The sequence below is a fragment of the Janthinobacterium sp. 344 genome (genome assembly GCF_900112025.1).
Classification (GTDB): Bacteria; Pseudomonadota; Gammaproteobacteria; order Burkholderiales; family Burkholderiaceae_D; genus Janthinobacterium.
The window spans coordinates 715,690-732,217 of record NZ_FOKL01000002.1 but is presented as its reverse complement, the minus strand read 5'-3'; the positions used below and the strand labels follow the sequence as shown (position 1 = coordinate 732,217).

The window sequence follows — 16,528 nt, the reverse complement described above, 5'->3', positions numbered from 1 at the left end:
TTTGTGTATCTGTGCCTTCCAGGATGGCCTGTCTATTATTACATCAGCTTTTTGCCAACTGGTAAATTATTTTACGCTTCGTCAAAAACGATCCTGACGCCGCGCCAGCCCATCCCAAGGAGAAGGTCATGAACGAAACAAGGCCGGAATCGATGTCGGCATTCTGGATGCCGTTTACCAACAACCGCGACTTCAAGGCCAACCCGCGCTTGCTGGTCTCGGCCGAAGGCATGTACTACAAGGACGTCGATGGCAATGCCATCCTCGATGGCACGGCCGGCCTGTGGTGCGTGCCATGCGGCCATGCGCAGCCGAAGATCGTCGGCGCCATCCGCGAGATGGTGGGCCAGCTCGACTTCGCGCCCACTTTCCAGATGGGCCATCCGGCCGCCTTCGACCTGGCGGAAAAACTGATGGACTACACGGGCCACAAGTTCGGCCACGTGTTCTATACGAATTCCGGTTCCGAAGCGGTGGACACGGCATTGAAGATCGCGCTCGCGTATCACCGGGCGCGCGGCGAGGGCGCGCGCACGCGCCTGATCGGCCGCGAACGCGGCTACCACGGCGTGGGCTTTGGCGGCATTTCCGTGGGCGGCATCGGCGGCAACCGCAAGACCTTCGGCCCCCTGCTGCCCGGCGTGGACCATCTGCCGCACACGCATAACCTGGAGAAGAACGCCTATACGGCGGGCGAGCCCGAATATGGCACGCACCTGGCCGATGAACTGGAACGCATCGTCGCGCTGCACGACGCCTCGACGATCGCCGCCGTCATCGTCGAACCGGTGGCCGGTTCCACGGGCGTGCTGATCCCGCCGAAAGGCTATCTGAAACGCTTGCGCGAGCTGTGCACCAAGCACGGCATCCTGCTCATCTTCGATGAGGTGATCACGGGTTTCGGCCGCATGACGACGCCGTTCGCGGCCGATTATTTCGACGTCGAACCGGACCTGATGACGACGGCCAAGGGCCTGACCAATGGCATGGTGCCGATGGGCGCCGTGTTCAGCAAACAGTATATCCACGACGCCTTCATGGATGCGCCGGCCGGCATCGAACTGTTCCACGGCTATACGTATTCCGGCCATCCGCTCGCCTGCGCCGCCTCGCTGGCCACCCTGCAAGTGTTCGAGGAGCAGGACATCCTGGGCCACGCGAAAGCGATGCAGGCATATTGGAGCGACGCCGTGCATTCCTTGAAAGGCTTGCCGCACGTGATCGACCTGCGCAGCATCGGCCTGATCGCCGGCATCGAACTCGATCCCATCGCCGGCAAGCCGGGCACGCGCGCCTTCAACGCCTTCAAGCAGGCCTTCGCCGACGGCGTGCTGATACGCACGACGGGCGACATCATCGCCCTGTCGCCGCCGCTGGTGCTGGAAAAACAGCATATCGACGAGCTGTTCGGCAAGCTGGCCAAGGTACTGAAGAATCTCGATTGAACTGCGACCCCAAGAAAAGCCTGGGGTCGGACCCTGAGTGTCCGACCCCGGCACTTGTTTTTGGGTTTGAAAAAGGAACATCATGAACACTCTCGACACCATCACCCACTACATCAACGGCGCCAAAGTCGACACCCAGAGCGGCCGCTATGGCGACGTCTACAACCCCGCCCTGGGCGAACCCGTGGCCAGGGTGGCGCTCGGCACCAGCGAGGAAGTCGACGCGGCCGTGCAGGCGGCCGCCGCCGCCTTTCCATCCTGGTCCGCCACGCCGCCGCTGACGCGCGCCAGGGTCCTGTTCCGCTACCTGCAGCTGTGCCAGCAGCACACGGACGACTTTGCCGCCATGCTCACGCGCGAACATGGCAAGACCTTCGCCGATGCGCAGGGCGAGGTGGCGCGCGGCATCGAGATGGTGGAGTTTGCCGTCGGCATTCCGCAACTGTTGAAGGGTGAATTCACGGACCAGATTTCGCGCGGCATCGACGCCTGGTCGATCCGCCAGGCGCTGGGCGTCTGTGTCGGCATCACGCCATTCAATTTTCCCGTCATGGTGCCGATGTGGATGTTCCCGGTGGCGATTGCCTGCGGCAACACCTTCGTGCTGAAACCGTCCGAGCGCGATCCGTCGGCCTCCCTGCTGCATGCGAAACTGCTCAAGGAGGCGGGCTTGCCCGATGGCGTCTTCAACGTGGTGCAGGGCGACAAGGTGACGGTGGATGCCCTGCTCGACCATCCCGTGGTGCAGGCCATCAGCTTTGTCGGCTCCACGCCGATCGCCGAATACATCTATGCGCGCGGCAGCGCCAGCGGCAAGCGCGTGCAGGCGCTGGGTGGCGCGAAAAACCACATGGTGGTGATGCCCGACGCCGACATGGACATGACCGTCGACGCGCTGATCGGCGCCGCCTACGGTTCGGCGGGCGAGCGCTGCATGGCCATTTCCGTGGTGGTGGCCGTGGGAGACGCGGGCGACAAATTGATCGATGCACTGGCAACGCGCACGGCCGCACTGAAAGTGCGCGACGGCATGGCCGATGGTGCGGAAATGGGACCGGTGGTGTCCAGCGCGGCGAAGCAGCGCATCGAAAAACTCATCGCCTCAGGCGTGGAACAGGGCGCCACCTTGCTCGTCGATGGCCGCAACCATGTGGTGGCCGGACGCGAAAACGGCTTCTTCGTGGGCGGCACCCTGTTCGACCACGTGACACCCGACATGAGCATCTACAAGGAAGAAATTTTCGGTCCCGTGCTGTGCGTGATGCGCTCGCCCGACGTGGTGCATGCGGTGAACCTGATCAACGCCAACGAGTATGGCAACGGCGTGGCCATCTACACGCGCGATGGCGGCGTGGCGCGCGAATTCGTGCGCCAGATCCAGGTGGGCATGGTGGGCGTCAACGTGCCGCTGCCCGTGCCGATGGCCTTCAACAGTTTCGGCGGCTGGAAGCGCAGCCTGTTCGGCGACCACCACGCGTATGGCCCCGAAGGCGTGCGCTTCTATACGCGCCACAAGGCCGTGATGCAGCGCTGGCCCAACACGGCCAGCGCTGGTGTGGAATTTGCTTTTCCCCAGATGAAGTAAGGGTTTCAAACGACAAGCCGGCCGCACATAACAAGAGGAATACGCGATGATCGAGTCTTTGCACTATTTACCGCATCCCGCCCTGCCCAACGAGGAACTGGCAGGCCATTTCACGGACCTGGCGCCGCCGCTCACGGCGCGCCAGGCGGCCATCGAAAGCGCCCGCTGCCTGTACTGCTACGACGCGCCGTGCAGCCGCATCTGTCCATCGGAAATCGACGTGGCCAGCTTCATCCGCAACATCCATGACAAGAACATCAACGGCGCCGCCGCCGGCATCCTGAAGCAGAACATCCTGGGCGGCAGCTGCGCCCGCGTCTGCCCGACGGAAATCCTCTGCGAAGACGTCTGCGTGCGCAACCACGACGCCGAAGGCCAGCCCGTGAAAATCGGCCTGCTGCAGCGCTACGCCGTCGACCACATGCACTTTGCGACGCACCCGTTCCGGCGCGCGGCGAGCACCGGCAAGACGATTGCCATCGTCGGCGCGGGCCCTGCCGGCCTGTCGTGCGCGCACCGCCTGGCCATGCTGGGGCACGATGTGGTGATCTTTGAAAAAGAGGGCAAGGCGGGCGGCCTGAATGAATACGGCATCGCCAAGTACAAGCTGACGGACGATTTCGCGCAAAAGGAAATCGCATTCCTGCTGGGCATCGGCGGCATTGAAATCCGATGTCGCCAGGCGCTGGGCGAGAATGTGCACCTGCGCGACCTGCACGCGCAATACGATGCCGTGTTCCTGGGCCTGGGCCTGGGCGCCAGCCGCAAGCTGGCGCTGACGGGCGAGGATGCGCCGGGCCTGCTGGCCGCCATCGATTACATCGCCGCGCTGCGCCAGGCGGAAGACCTGGCCGCGCTGCCCGTGCCGAAACGCGCCATCGTCATCGGCGCCGGCAATACGGCCATCGACATGGCCGTGCAGATTGGCCGCCTGGGCGCCGAGGAAGTCACCCTCGTCTACCGGCGCGGCTTCGACGCCATGACGGCCACCCACCATGAACAGGAAATCGCCAAGGCCAACCAGGTGCGCATGCTGACATGGGCCCAGCCGCAGCAGGTGCTGTTGGATGGCGGGGGAAAGGTGGCCGGCATGCGCTTCGAAAAAACCGCCATGCAGGGCACGCGCCTGGCGGGCACGGGCGAAACCTTCGACGTGGCGGCCGACGCCATCTTCAAGGCCATCGGCCAGAGCCTCGATGCGCAGGTGCTGCATGACCCGATGGCATCCTTGCTGCAGCGCGAAGGCGACAAGATCGCCGTCGATGCGGGTTTTCGCACGGTGCTGCCGGGGATCTACGCGGGCGGCGACTGCGTGGCGCCGGGGCAGGACTTGACGGTGCAGGCCGTCCAGCATGGCAAGCTGGCCGCACTGGCCATTCATTCCGATTTGTTGAATAAAGTGGAGGCTGCATAATGGCTGATCTCAGCATCGAATTTTGCGGCATCAAGTCGCCGAACCCGTTCTGGCTGGCCTCCGCGCCGCCGACCGACAAGGCCTACAACGTGGTGCGCGCCTTCGAGGCGGGGTGGGGCGGCGTCGTCTGGAAGACGCTGGGTGAAGACCCGGCCGCCGTCAACGTCTCGTCGCGCTATTCCGCCCTGTATGGCAGGAACCGCGAAGTGGTGGGCTTCAATAACATCGAACTGATCACCGACCGCTCACTGGAGATCAACCTGCGCGAAATCACGCAGGTGAAAAAGGACTGGCCTGACCGCGCCATCGTCGTTTCGCTGATGCTGCCGTGCGAGGAGCACTACTGGGCCGACATCCTGCCCAAGGTCGAGGCGACGGGTGCGGACGGCATCGAACTCAATTTCGGCTGCCCGCACGGCATGCCGGAGCGGGGCATGGGCGCGGCCGTGGGCCAGGTGCCCGAGTACGTGCAGATGGTCACCGCGTGGTGCAAGAAGCACAGCAAGCTGCCGGTCATCGTCAAGCTGACGCCGAATATCACGGACGTGCGCATGCCGGCGCGCGCGGCCAAGGCGGGTGGCGCCGATGCCGTCTCGCTGATCAACACCATCAATTCCATCACCTCGCTGGACCTGGACCGCATGGTGGCCCTGCCCATCGTCGGCGGCGCCAGCACGCACGGCGGCTACTGCGGCGCGGCGGTGAAACCCATCGCGCTGAACATGGTGGCGGAAATCGCCCGCGATCCGCAGACGCGGGGCTTGCCCATTTCCGGCATCGGCGGCATCGGCAACTGGCGCGACGCGGCCGAATTCATCGCCCTGGGCGCCGGCTGCGTGCAGGTCTGCACGGCCGCCATGCTGCATGGTTTCCGCATCGTCGAAGAAATGAAGGATGGCCTGTCGCGCTGGATGGACGAGAAGGGCTATGCACGAATCAGCGATTTTTCCGGCAAGGCCGTGGCCAACACGACGGACTGGAAATACCTGGACATGAATTACCAGGTCATCGCGCACATCAACCAGGACGACTGCATCAAGTGCGGCAAGTGCTACGTGGCCTGCGAAGACACGTCGCACCAGGCCATTGCGCAGCTGATCGACGCCGCCGGCACGCGCAGCTATGAGGTCATCAAGGAGGAATGCGTGGGCTGCAACCTGTGCGAAATCACCTGTCCGGTGCAGGGCTGCATCACGATGGTGCCGCAGACAACAGGAAAGCCGTACATGAACTGGACGCAGGATCCGCGCAACCCAAGGGCGTTGGCGGAGACGGCATAGGGCACGCTTTTTGCGTGTGTTTATTTATAAACATTCCCTGGTTATTGCGGTAAGCTAGATTCGCTTACCGTGATTTCCCCTTTGCCGTATCTCGCTACCGATGGAGTCCACCTGTGAACCACGACTACTCAGGCAACACGCAACTCTGGAATGAAGACCTGGCGCCCACCACGGCGGCGCAGCGCACCTGGCGCTGGTACCACTTCGCCGCGCTGTGGGTCGGCATGGTGATGTGCATACCCGCCTACACCCTGTCGGCCAGCCTGATCGACAGCGGCATGTCCGGCTACCAGGCCGTGCTCACGGTCTTTCTCGCCAATGCCATCGTGCTGCTGCCGATGCTGTTGATTGGCCATGCGGGCACCAAGTACGGCATTCCGTATGCGGTGCTGGCGCGCGCCTCGTTCGGCACCATGGGCGCGCGCTTGCCGGCCCTGATGCGCGCCATCGTCGCCTGCGGCTGGTACGGCATCCAGACCTGGTTCGGCGGGCAGATGATCTATACCCTGATGGGCGTGCTGGTGGGCCATGAACTGGGCGGCGAGAAGATCGCCGGCCTGGGCATCAACGGCAGCCAGCTGCTGTGTTTTCTCGCGTTCTGGGCCATCCAGTTCTACTACATCCTGCATGGCATGGAATCGATCCGCAAACTGGAAACCTACACGGCGCCGCTGAAAATCCTCATCTGCTTCGTGCTGCTGTACTGGGTGCACAGCAAGGCCGGCGGCGTGAGCGCGCTGCTGGACCAGCCATCGCAATTCATCCCCGGCGGTAAAAAGGCGGGCCAGTTCTGGAGCGTATTCTGGCCGTCGCTCACCGCCATGGTGGGCTTCTGGGCTACCCTTGCATTGAACATTCCCGACTTCACGCGCTTCGCCAGGACGCAGCGCGACCAGGTGATCGGCCAGTCGATCGGCTTGCCCGTGCCCATGGGCTTGCTCGCCATGCTGGCTGTCATCGTCACCGCCGGTTCCGTCGTCATGTACGGCAAGGCGATCTGGGACCCCGTCGACCTGGCCAGCCGCATGACGGGCGCCGCCGTGCTGATCGCCCTGATCATCCTCCTGATCGACACCGTCAGCGTCAACCTGGCGGCCAATCTGGTGGGGCCGGCATACGATTTTTCCTCGCTGGCGCCGAAGCAGATTTCGTACAAGATGGGCGGCTACATCACGGCCTTCATCGCCATCGTCATGATGCCGTGGAAGGTGCTCGAGTCGACGCAGGGCTATATCTTCACCTGGCTGATCGGCTACTCGGCCCTGCTGGGACCCATCGCCGGCATCCTCATCGTCGACTACTATTTTGTGCGCAAGACGCAGCTCGACGTGAAGCAGCTGTACCGCGATGACGGCGTCTACTCGTATGGCAATGGCTGGAACATGGCGGCGCTGATCGCCTTTGTCATCGCCGTGCTGCCGAATATCCCGGGCTTTTTGAACGCGGCCTTTCCCGCGGCGTTCCCCGACGTGGCCGAAGGCTTTAAAACCATCTACACCTACGCCTGGTTCGTGGGCGTGGCCATCGCCGCCGTCGTCTACGGCGGCATGATGAAGGGCAAGGTGGCGGCGCGCGTGGAGCAGGCGCCGCAATCCTGATCTATGCGAATGAAAAGGGAGACAAGATGACTACACTGATACGTGGCGGCACCGTCGTCAACGCCGACCGCGCCTTCCGCGCCGATGTGCTGATCGAGGGCGACACGATCGCCGCCGTCGGCGAGAATCTCGCTGTTCCTGCCGGCGCCACCGTGATCGACGCGGGCGGCCAGTACGTGATGCCGGGCGGGATCGACACGCATACGCACATGAATTTGCCCTTCATGGGCACGGTGACGTCCGATGATTTTTTCACGGGCACGGCGGCGGGGCTGGCGGGCGGCACCACCACCATCATGGACTTCGTCATCCCCGCCCCGAAGCAGTCGCTGATCGAGGCATATCACCAGTGGCGCGCGTGGTCGGCCAAGGCGGCCGGCGACTACACCTTCCACGTGGCGATCACCTGGTGGAGCGAGCAGGTTCATGAGGAAATGGGCACCCTGGTGCGCGAGCATGGCGTGAACAGCTTCAAGCACTTCATGGCCTATAAAAACGCCATCATGGCCGACGATGAAACCTTGGTGAAAAGCTTTACCCGTTCGCTGGAACTGGGGGCGCTGCCCACCGTGCATGCGGAAAACGGCGAGCTGGTTTTCCAGTTGCAGCAAGCCTTGCTCAAGAAGGGGATTACGGGACCACAGGCGCATCCGCTGTCGCGCCCGCCAGCAGTGGAAGCGGAAGCGGCCAACCGCGCCATCGCCATCGCCAACGTCCTGAATACGCCTGTCTACATCGTGCACGTCTCGTGCGCCGAATCGCTGGACGCCATCACGCGCGCGCGCGCCAACGGCCAGCGCGTGTATGGCGAGGCGCTGGCGGGCCACCTGGTGATCGACGACAGCGTCTACCAGGGCGACGATTTCGATTACGTGGCTGGCCACGTCATGAGCCCGCCGTTTCGCGGCAAGCACCATCAATCGGCTTTGTGGCACGGCCTGCAAAGCGGCAACCTGCACACGACAGCCACCGACCACTGCACCTTCTGCGCCGAGCAGAAGGCGGCCGGCAAGAATGACTTCACGCGCATCCCGAACGGCTGCGGCGGCGTCGAGGAGCGCATGGCCGTGGTGTGGGATGCAGGGGTCAATTCCGGCATGCTGACGCCCTCCGAATTCGTCAAGGTGTCGTCCACCAATGCGGCGCAGATCTTCAATATGTATCCGCGCAAGGGCGTCATCGCCGTGGGCAGCGACGCCGACATCGTGCTGTGGGACCCGCAAGGCACGCGCACCATTTCCGCCGCCACGCAGTTCGCCAAGGGAGGCTTCAATGTCTTCGAAGGGCGCACCGTGCGCGGCATCCCCAGCACCACGATTGCCGCCGGCAAGGTGGTGTTCCACAAGGGCGAGCTGACGGCCGTCGAGGGTGCGGGACGCTATGTCGAGCGCCCCGCCTTTTCCGCCGTCACGGCATGACCAGGAGAGTGGCATGAGTGAATTGAGGATCAATGGCGACCGCCTGTGGGCGGCCCTGATGGAACTGGCGCGGATCGGTGCCACGCCCAAGGGCGGCGTCAAGCGCCTGGCCCTGACGGACCTGGACAAAGAAGGCCGCGACCTGGTGGTGGGCTGGGGCAGGGACGCGGGCATGAGCATCACCATCGACCAGATCGGCAATGTCTTCATGCGCCGCGATGGCGTCGACAACACACTCCCGCCCGTGATGACGGGCAGCCATATCGATACCCAGCCCACGGGCGGCAAGTTCGATGGCAATTACGGCGTGCTGGCGGGCCTGGAAGTGGTGCGCACCCTGAACGATCTGAAGATCAAGACGCAGGCGCCCATCGAGGTGGCTTTCTGGACCAACGAGGAAGGTTCGCGCTTCGTGCCCGTGATGATGGGTTCGGGCGTGTTTTGCGGCGCCTTTTCGCTGGAGACCGCGTACGCGGCGAAAGACACGGAGGGAAAAACGGTGGGCGAGGAGCTGGCGCGCATCGGATACAAGGGCGAGCAGGTGCCGGGCGACCATCCGATCGGCGCCTACTTTGAGACGCATATCGAGCAGGGGCCCGTGCTGGAAGACGCCGATAAAATCATCGGCGTGGTGCCGGCCGTGATGGGCCTGTCGTGGTACGACTGCGTGGTGACGGGCATGGAAGCGCATGCGGGACCGACGCCCATGGGCTTGCGCAAGGATGCGCTGCAGGTGGCCACCACCATCATGCAGGAGGTGGTGGCGATCGCCAACCGCTACCCGCCGTACGGGCGCGGCACGGTGGGCATGGTGCAGGTGTTCCCGAACAGCCGCAACGTGATCCCCGGCGAGGTCAAGTTCAGCATCGACCTGCGCAACGTGAACGACGAACTGCTCAACACCATGCATGGCGAGATCACGGCCTTCATCGACGCCACGCGCGACAAAACCGGGCTGGGTATTTCACTGGAAAGAGTCTCCTACTACCCGCCATGCCCGTTCCACCCCGACTGCGTGGGCGCCGTGCGCAACGCCACGGAAAAGCTGGGCTACTCGGTGATGGACGTGGTCTCCGGCGCCGGCCACGACGCCATCTACGCGGCCCGCCTGGCGCCGGCCGGCATGATCTTCGTGCCGTGCAAGGACGGCATCAGCCACAATGAAATCGAGGACGCCAAGCCCGAGCACCTGGAAGCGGGCTGCAACGTGCTGCTGCACGCGATGCTGGAGCGGGCCGTCGCCGTGTAGCGGCGCCGGCCCGGGCCCGCTCAGGGCTTGGGCTGGAAGTCGCGCAAAAACGCCAGCAGCGCGCGCGCCGCGATGTCGGCGTCGTCCGCCGTCATGGTTTCCAGCGGATTGTGGCTGATGCCGCCATTGCCGCAGCGGACAAACAGCATGGCCACGTCGGTGATGGCGGCCATGGCCATGGCGTCGTGGCCGGCGCCTGACAGCAGTGCGTACGGGGCGATGCCGACCGATTCCACGGCGCGCGCCAGTTGCGCCATCAGCCACGGCGCGCATGGCGCCGCGCTGATCGCCAGCAGCAATTCCAGCTGGTAGTCGATCTGGCGCCGCGCGCAGATGGCGGCGATGCCGTCCAAAATATCGTCGACGGCCGCCTGGCGCACGCTATCAACGGCCGCGCGGATATCGAGCGACAGGGTGCAGGCGCCCGCGATCACGTTGACGGAACCATTCGGCACGTGCAGCTGACCCACGGTGCCCACCAGCGCCTCGCCCTGGCCGCAGCGCTGCTCCACCAGCAGGATGATTTCGGCGGCCGCGCTGGCCGCATCCTTGCGCATGGTCATGGGCGTGGTGCCCGCGTGGCTGGCCACGCCGCCCAATGTCACCTGGTAGCGCGAGCTGCCGGCGATCGCCGTGACGATCCCCAATGGCAGGTCGCGCTCCAGCAATACGGGCCCCTGCTCGATATGCACTTCCACGTAGCCCAATAAGTCAGCCGGATCGCGCGCGATGGCGCCGATGGCGGTCGCTGCGTGGCCGGCGGCGGCCAGCGCCTCGCGCATGCTGACGCCATCCGCATCCACCTGCTCCAGCAGCGATACGTCGAACCTGCCCGTGACGGCCGTGCTGCCCAGGAAGGTGCTCTTGAAACGCACGCCTTCCTCTTCGGCGAAACCGACGATCTCGAAGTGGAACGGCAGTTTCTCGCCCCGCTCATGCAGGTGGCGCACGACGGCGATCGGCAGCACGATGCCCAGGCGGCCATCGTACTTGCCGCCGTTGCGCACCGTGTCGTAGTGCGAGCCTGTCATCAGGGTTTTCGCGCCGGGCGTGTCGGACAGGTAGCGCCCGACCACGTTGCCGACGGCGTCGATATGCACCTGCATGCCCGCTTCCGTCATCCACGCGGCCAGCTGCGCGGCCGTTTTGCGGTGCGCCGGCGTCAGGTAGGCGCAGGTCAGGTTGTAGTCGCTGTCGCTCCAGCCGGCCAGCGTTTCCGCCTGCTGCATGATGGCCGGACCGAAGTCCAGGCGCACGTCGAACAGGTCGTTCAGGCGCAGCTCGGCGATGCGCTTGATCTGCCGCAGCGATTCGGCCAGTTCGTCGGCGCGGCGGTTCTTCAGGCGCCGCGCAAAGGTGGCGATGATGTCCTGGCGCGTCAAGCCTTCGCCCGTCGGTCCCTTGACGGCGAGGATGAAGGGAAAGCCGAACTTGGCGTTGTAGTCGCTGTTCAGGCGCTGCAGGGTGGCAAATTCGTCGGGGCTGCACAGGTTCAGGCCGGACTTGGCCTGTTCGCGCGTGGACTCCGCCGTCAGCTGCCCGGCGATGGCGGCCTTGCCGGCCAGTTCGGGGTGGGCGCGAATGAGTCCCAGCTGTTCTTCCGGCGAAGCCAGGGCCAGCACGCGCTGCAGTTCCGTCTTCAGCGCCGTCAGGCTGGCGAACGGCATGGCGGCGGCGGCGCGCTGGGCGATCCAGGGCGAATGTTCGTAGATGCCATGCAGCCGGGCGATAAAGTCGGCCGGGCTGCCGGCGTTCAGGTCTGAAAGGGTGGTCATGGTTTTCCGATCATGCAAGCGGTGATGATAGCGCCCCGTCTGGCGTCCATTATATGCGCGCGCTGATAGCGCCTATCGCTGCACCAGCGCCTTGGCCGCGGCGCTGACCTGGTCGCGCAGCCATTTATGTTCGGGCGCCTGGTGCACGCGCTGGTGCCACAGCTGGTAAAAGCGCATCGGCGGAAATTTCAAGGGCACGGTATACGTCTTCAGCGCCAGGGTCTTTTCATAGAAGCGCATGAACTGGCGGCCCGTTGTCAGCACCAGATCGGTCTGCGTCAGCATGTAGGGAATCAGGCCGAAATACGCCGATTCGACCACCACGTTGCGCTGCAGGTTTTGCCGCTCGAGGAAGGAGTCGATCACGCCGTGATAGCCGGGCATCATCTGCGACGGCGCCACGTGGGGCAGGCTCAGATAATCATCGAGGGTCATGGCGTCGCTGGCCGTGCGCCGCGCGTAGGCGTTTTCCGCATGCATGGCGCAGATGATCGGGTCCTCGAACAGTTTCGAGATATGCAAATGGGCGGGCGGCTCGTCCCAGTTGGCGATCACCAGGTCCAGGCCACCGTCGGACAGCTGGCGGATATGGTCGATGCCCGGCCCCAGGCTATGCAGCACCACGCGGCTTTTCGGCGAACCGCGGCGCAGCAGCGCCACCACGTTGGGCAGGAACTGGCTATCGAGGTAGTCTGGCGCGGCGATGTGGAAGGTGCGCGCCTCTTCCTGCGCCACGAACGGCGTCTTCTTGACGAACAGGCTTTCCGTCTGGTCGAGGATGCGCTTGGCCGGATTGAGCAGGCTTTCGCCATGCTGGGTGGGCACCATGCCGCGCGCGCCACGCACCAGCAGCGGATCACCCGTCAGCTCGCGCAGCTTGCGCAGCGAGGCGGAAATCGAGGGCTGCGGCTGGTTCAGTTTCAGCGCCACGCGCGAGACGTTTTTTTCCACCAGCAGCAGGTAGAGGATGCGGATCAGGTGCAAGTCGAGGTGTTGCGGCAGGCTGGACATGGGACGATGGCTCTGTTGTATATCGAATCGGATATGTCAAATATACGATATTTTTCATGTGATGGGCGGTAAATCCGTTTATCTTGTGTAGATTGGCACGAATATGGGTTCGGTCTGACTAGAGGAAATTTATGGAAGTATTTGCCTACCTGATTCCGTACGGCCTTGAATGGCTGAACCTGATCGTCCGCTGGCTGCACGTCATCACGGGCATCGCCTGGATCGGCGCTTCGTTTTATTTTGTCTGGCTCGACAACTCGATACGTCCGCCCACACCCGGTTCCGAACTGGCGAAAAAAGGCGTGTCGGGCGAGCTGTGGGCCGTGCATGGCGGCGGCTTCTATAACCCGCAAAAATACCTGGTGGCGCCCGCCGAACTGCCGAAGGAGCTGCACTGGTTCAAGTGGGAAGCGTATTCCACCTGGCTGTCCGGCTTTGCCCTCCTGACCATCGCGTATTACTTCAATGCGCAGGCCATGATGATCGACAAATCCGTGGCCGATATTTCCAGCGGCCAGGCCGTCGGCATCGGCATCGCCACCCTCGTCATCGGCTGGACCGTGTACGACCTGCTGTGCCGCTCGAAGCTGGCGCAATACGAGCTGTGGTTCGGCGTGACGGTGTTCGCGCTCATCGTCGGCGCCGCCTATGTGCTCACGCATCTGCTGAGCGGACGCGCCGCCTACATCCACGTGGGCGCCATGATCGGCACCATCATGGTGGCCAATGTGCTGATGCTGATCATTCCCGGCCAGCGCAAGATGGTCGAGGCCATGGCCGCCGGCAAGCTGCCCGACCCGAAGCACGGCCTGAAGGCCAAGCAGCGCAGCGTGCATAACAATTATTTCACCTTGCCGGTGCTGTTCATCATGATCAGCAACCATTACGCGATGACCTACCGCAACGATCACGCCTGGCTGGTGCTGGCGCTGATCATGGCGGCCGGCGTCTTCATCCGCCACTTTTTCAATTTGCGCCACAAGGGCCGGGTCGAGTGGCGCTATCCGGCCCTCGGCGTGGCCTTGCTGGTGGCGGTGGCCGTGGCCATCGCGCCGAAAGCGCCCGTGGCCGTGGCGGCCGCGCCGGCCGTGGATCCGGCCGCCCAATTTCAGGCCGTGCATGCCATCATCGCCCAGCGCTGCGCCACCTGTCATTCCGCCCGGCCCACGCAAGCGGGCTTCGCCACGGCGCCGGCCGGCATGATGCTGGATAATGAAGCGGAAATCCGCCAGCACGTGGCGCAAATCTACAAGCAGGCCATCGAGCTGAAGGCCATGCCGATCGGGAACCTGACCAACATGACGGAGGCCGAGCGCAGTGAGCTGGGCGTCTGGCTGCAACAGACCATGCAAGGAAAAAAATGACAACGCACGCAGAGCAGATCACGGACTGGATCGACAGCCATTTCGACGAGGAAGTCGCCTTTTTACAGAAGGTGGTGCAGCAGCCGACGGATACGCCGCCCGGCAATAACGCGCCGCACGCGGAACTGGTGGCGCAGCTGCTGCAGGCGTATGGCTGGCACGCGGAAAAACACGCGGTGCCGGCCGACCAGGTGGAAGCCTACGGCATGCAAAGCATCACCAACCTGATCGTGCGGCGCCCATATGCGGCGGGCGGCCCGACGCTGGCGCTGAACGCGCATGGCGACGTGGTGCCGCCCGGCGACAACTGGACCTATCCGCCGTATGGCGGGCAGATCGACGGCGGCTATATCTACGGCCGCGCGACGGCCGTCTCGAAGGGCGACTTCGCCACCTATGTGTTTGCCGCGCGCGCGTTGGAGGCACTGGGCATTCCCTTGAAAGGCCAGCTGGAACTGCATTTCACCTACGACGAGGAATTCGGCGGCTTGCTGGGGCCAGGCTGGCTGCTGGAGCAGCAGTTGACGAAGCCCGATTTCGTCATCGCCGCCGGCTTCAGCTACGGCATCGTCACGGCGCACAACGCCTGCCTGCAGCTGGAAATCACCGTGCATGGCAAGTCGGGCCACGGCTCCATGCCGGAGACGGGCCATGACGCGCTGCAGGCGGCCAACAAGATCCTCAACGCCATCTATGGCCAGCTGCCGGAACTGAAAAAGATCAAATCGAAAGTAGCCGGCATCGACTCGCCTACCATGCTGGTGGGGCGCATCGACGGTGGCACGAATACCAATGTGGTGCCGGGAAAAGTCGTCATGAAGATGGACCGCCGCATGATCCCGGAAGAAGATCCGGTGGCGGTGGAAGCGCAGGTGCGCGCGCTGATCGAGGACGCCGTGCGGGGCGAGCCGGGCATCCGCATCGAGATCCGCCGCCTGCTGCTGTCGCATGCGCTGCGCCCCTTGCCTGGCTCCGAGCAGCTGGTCGGCAGCCTGCAAAAGAATGCGCAAGCGATCCTCGGCGAAAGCATCCCCGCCGTCGGCACGCCGCTGTATGCGGACGCGCGCCTGTATGGCGAGCGGGGCATCCCGGCCGTGCTGTATGGCGCCGGCCCGCGCACGGTGCCCGAGTCGAATGCGAAGAAGGCCGACGAGCGCCTGGCGCTGGACGACTTGCGCAAGGCCAGCAAGATCGTCGCGCTGACCTTGCTGGACTTCCTGGTGCAGAAATAGGCCAGGGCGCTTTGGCTTACAATGGGTTGAGCACACATTCTGTGAAGAAGAGTCCCATTGATTGAAGAGCCAAATTGAATACCCGTTTTCTCGAAGCGTTTGTCTGGGCCGCGCGGCTGGGCAGTTTCCGCACGGCCGCCGACAAGCTGCACATCACGCAGGCGGCCATCTCGAACCGCATCGCCTCGCTGGAGCAGGACTTCGGCACGCGCCTGTTCGACCGCGACGCGCGTGAAATCCGCCTGACCTTCGCCGGGCGCAACCTGCTCGTGTACGCCGAGCGCATGCTGGAGTTATGCCGCGACATGTACGCGGCCAATTCCTCGCCCGCGCACATCACGGGTGAGGTACGCATCGGCGTCATCGAAACCATCGTGCATACCTGGCTGATCCCCTTCCTGCAGCGGGTACAGGAACGCTATCCGGGCATTGAAATCCAGCTGACCTCCGAATCGACGCGCCGCCTGCATGAACAGCTGCAGCAGGGCGAACTCGATATCGCGCTGCAGACGGACATGCTGACGGGCGACCATATCCGCAGCACGGGCAGTGGCGCCATCGCCATGGGCTGGGCTGGCAGGGCCGCCGACTGGCCCGACACGGGCACGCCATACACCGTGGCGCAACTGGCGCAGCACCCGATCATCACCATGAACCGCGGCTCGCAGCCGCATTCCGCGCTGAAAGCGCTGTGCCAGGACGAGGGCGTGCAGCTGGGCAGGGTGCATTGCGTCAGCTCGATTTCTGCCATCGTGCGCCTGGTGAAGGCGGGCTTCGGCATCGCCGTGCTGCCGCTGGCGCCCCTGCGCGAGGAAATCGAGCAGGGCAGCATCGCCCTGATTCCGTGCGCCAGCCGCCTGGCGCCGCAGCGCATCGTCATCAGCTACAGCGAAGACCTCACCACGGAAGCGATTCAATTGGTGGCCATGCTGGCCTGCGAGGAGGCGGCCAGGTTCACGCTGGCACTGGGCGAGGAATATGGCGCCGGGTGAGGTCGCGGCGCAGGTCGGATGAGCGCCCAGGCGCGTCATCCGACAACATTCTTGGCGCCAGCGTTCCCGACCCACAAGAAAAACTTATCAGTCGCGTTCAGAATAACCCGTTTGCCAAGTGATGGCGTGCCACCTATTCTGGGTTGGCACACCACTTATAACGCA

Annotated in this window: 12 protein-coding genes; 10 read left to right on the top strand and 2 right to left on the bottom strand. The window is 64.0% G+C overall.

Annotation, left to right across the window (positions count from 1 at the left end):
• Nucleotides 1-128 precede the first annotated feature (128 nt).
• From BM193_RS09455 to BM193_RS09425, 7 genes are all read left to right on the top strand, one after another.
• A complete protein-coding gene (locus BM193_RS09455) occupies nt 129-1,445 on the top strand; it encodes an omega-aminotransferase AptA (protein ID WP_092798115.1) in 1,317 nt (438 codons plus the stop codon).
• Between the two features lie 82 nt (nt 1,446-1,527).
• Complete coding sequence (locus tag BM193_RS09450; protein ID WP_092832290.1) at nt 1,528-3,030, top strand: CoA-acylating methylmalonate-semialdehyde dehydrogenase; 1,503 nt, start codon at nt 1,528-1,530, stop codon at nt 3,028-3,030.
• Between the two features lie 46 nt (nt 3,031-3,076).
• Nucleotides 3,077-4,444 carry an NAD(P)-dependent oxidoreductase gene (locus BM193_RS09445; RefSeq protein ID WP_092798117.1) on the top strand — a complete coding sequence of 456 codons (1,368 nt, stop codon included), beginning with the start codon at nt 3,077-3,079 and terminating at the stop codon, nt 4,442-4,444.
• Nucleotides 4,444-5,724: an NAD-dependent dihydropyrimidine dehydrogenase subunit PreA gene (gene preA, locus BM193_RS09440; protein WP_217638481.1), complete on the top strand. Its 1,281-nt coding sequence runs from the start codon at nt 4,444-4,446 to the stop codon at nt 5,722-5,724. Before BM193_RS09445 ends, preA begins: the two co-directional genes overlap by 1 nt.
• 113 nt (nt 5,725-5,837) lie before the next feature.
• Nucleotides 5,838-7,322 carry an NCS1 family nucleobase:cation symporter-1 gene (locus tag BM193_RS09435; protein ID WP_092798119.1) on the top strand — a complete coding sequence of 495 codons (1,485 nt, stop codon included), beginning with the start codon at nt 5,838-5,840 and terminating at the stop codon, nt 7,320-7,322.
• A gap of 26 nt (nt 7,323-7,348) precedes the next feature.
• Nucleotides 7,349-8,740 carry a dihydropyrimidinase gene (gene hydA, locus BM193_RS09430; protein ID WP_092798120.1) on the top strand — a complete coding sequence of 464 codons (1,392 nt, stop codon included), beginning with the start codon at nt 7,349-7,351 and terminating at the stop codon, nt 8,738-8,740.
• A gap of 13 nt (nt 8,741-8,753) precedes the next feature.
• Nucleotides 8,754-9,989, top strand: coding sequence for a Zn-dependent hydrolase (locus tag BM193_RS09425; RefSeq protein ID WP_092798121.1), 1,236 nt, complete (start codon nt 8,754-8,756; stop codon nt 9,987-9,989).
• Nucleotides 9,990-10,009: 20 nt separating this feature from the next.
• On the opposite strand, the gene BM193_RS09420 is transcribed toward BM193_RS09425, so the two are convergent.
• Nucleotides 10,010-11,764, bottom strand: a complete 1,755-nt coding sequence (locus BM193_RS09420; protein ID WP_092798122.1) for an allantoate amidohydrolase — start codon at nt 11,762-11,764, stop codon at nt 10,010-10,012.
• 72 nt (nt 11,765-11,836) lie between these two features.
• Entirely contained in the window at nt 11,837-12,775 is a 939-nt protein-coding gene (locus tag BM193_RS09415; RefSeq protein ID WP_092798123.1) for a LysR family transcriptional regulator, read from the bottom strand.
• Nucleotides 12,776-12,906: 131 nt separating this feature from the next.
• On the opposite strand from BM193_RS09415, the gene BM193_RS09410 reads away from it, so the two are divergent.
• The 3 genes from BM193_RS09410 (at nt 12,907) to BM193_RS09400 (ending at nt 16,363) form a co-directional block, all read left to right on the top strand.
• Nucleotides 12,907-14,139, top strand: a complete 1,233-nt coding sequence (locus tag BM193_RS09410; protein WP_092798124.1) for a urate hydroxylase PuuD — start codon at nt 12,907-12,909, stop codon at nt 14,137-14,139.
• Nucleotides 14,136-15,371 carry a M20/M25/M40 family metallo-hydrolase gene (locus tag BM193_RS09405; protein ID WP_092798125.1) on the top strand — a complete coding sequence of 412 codons (1,236 nt, stop codon included), beginning with the start codon at nt 14,136-14,138 and terminating at the stop codon, nt 15,369-15,371. Before BM193_RS09410 ends, BM193_RS09405 begins: the two co-directional genes overlap by 4 nt.
• A gap of 74 nt (nt 15,372-15,445) precedes the next feature.
• Entirely contained in the window at nt 15,446-16,363 is a 918-nt protein-coding gene (locus BM193_RS09400) for a LysR family transcriptional regulator (RefSeq protein WP_092798126.1), read from the top strand.
• The last annotated feature ends 165 nt before the right edge of the window (nt 16,364-16,528 follow it).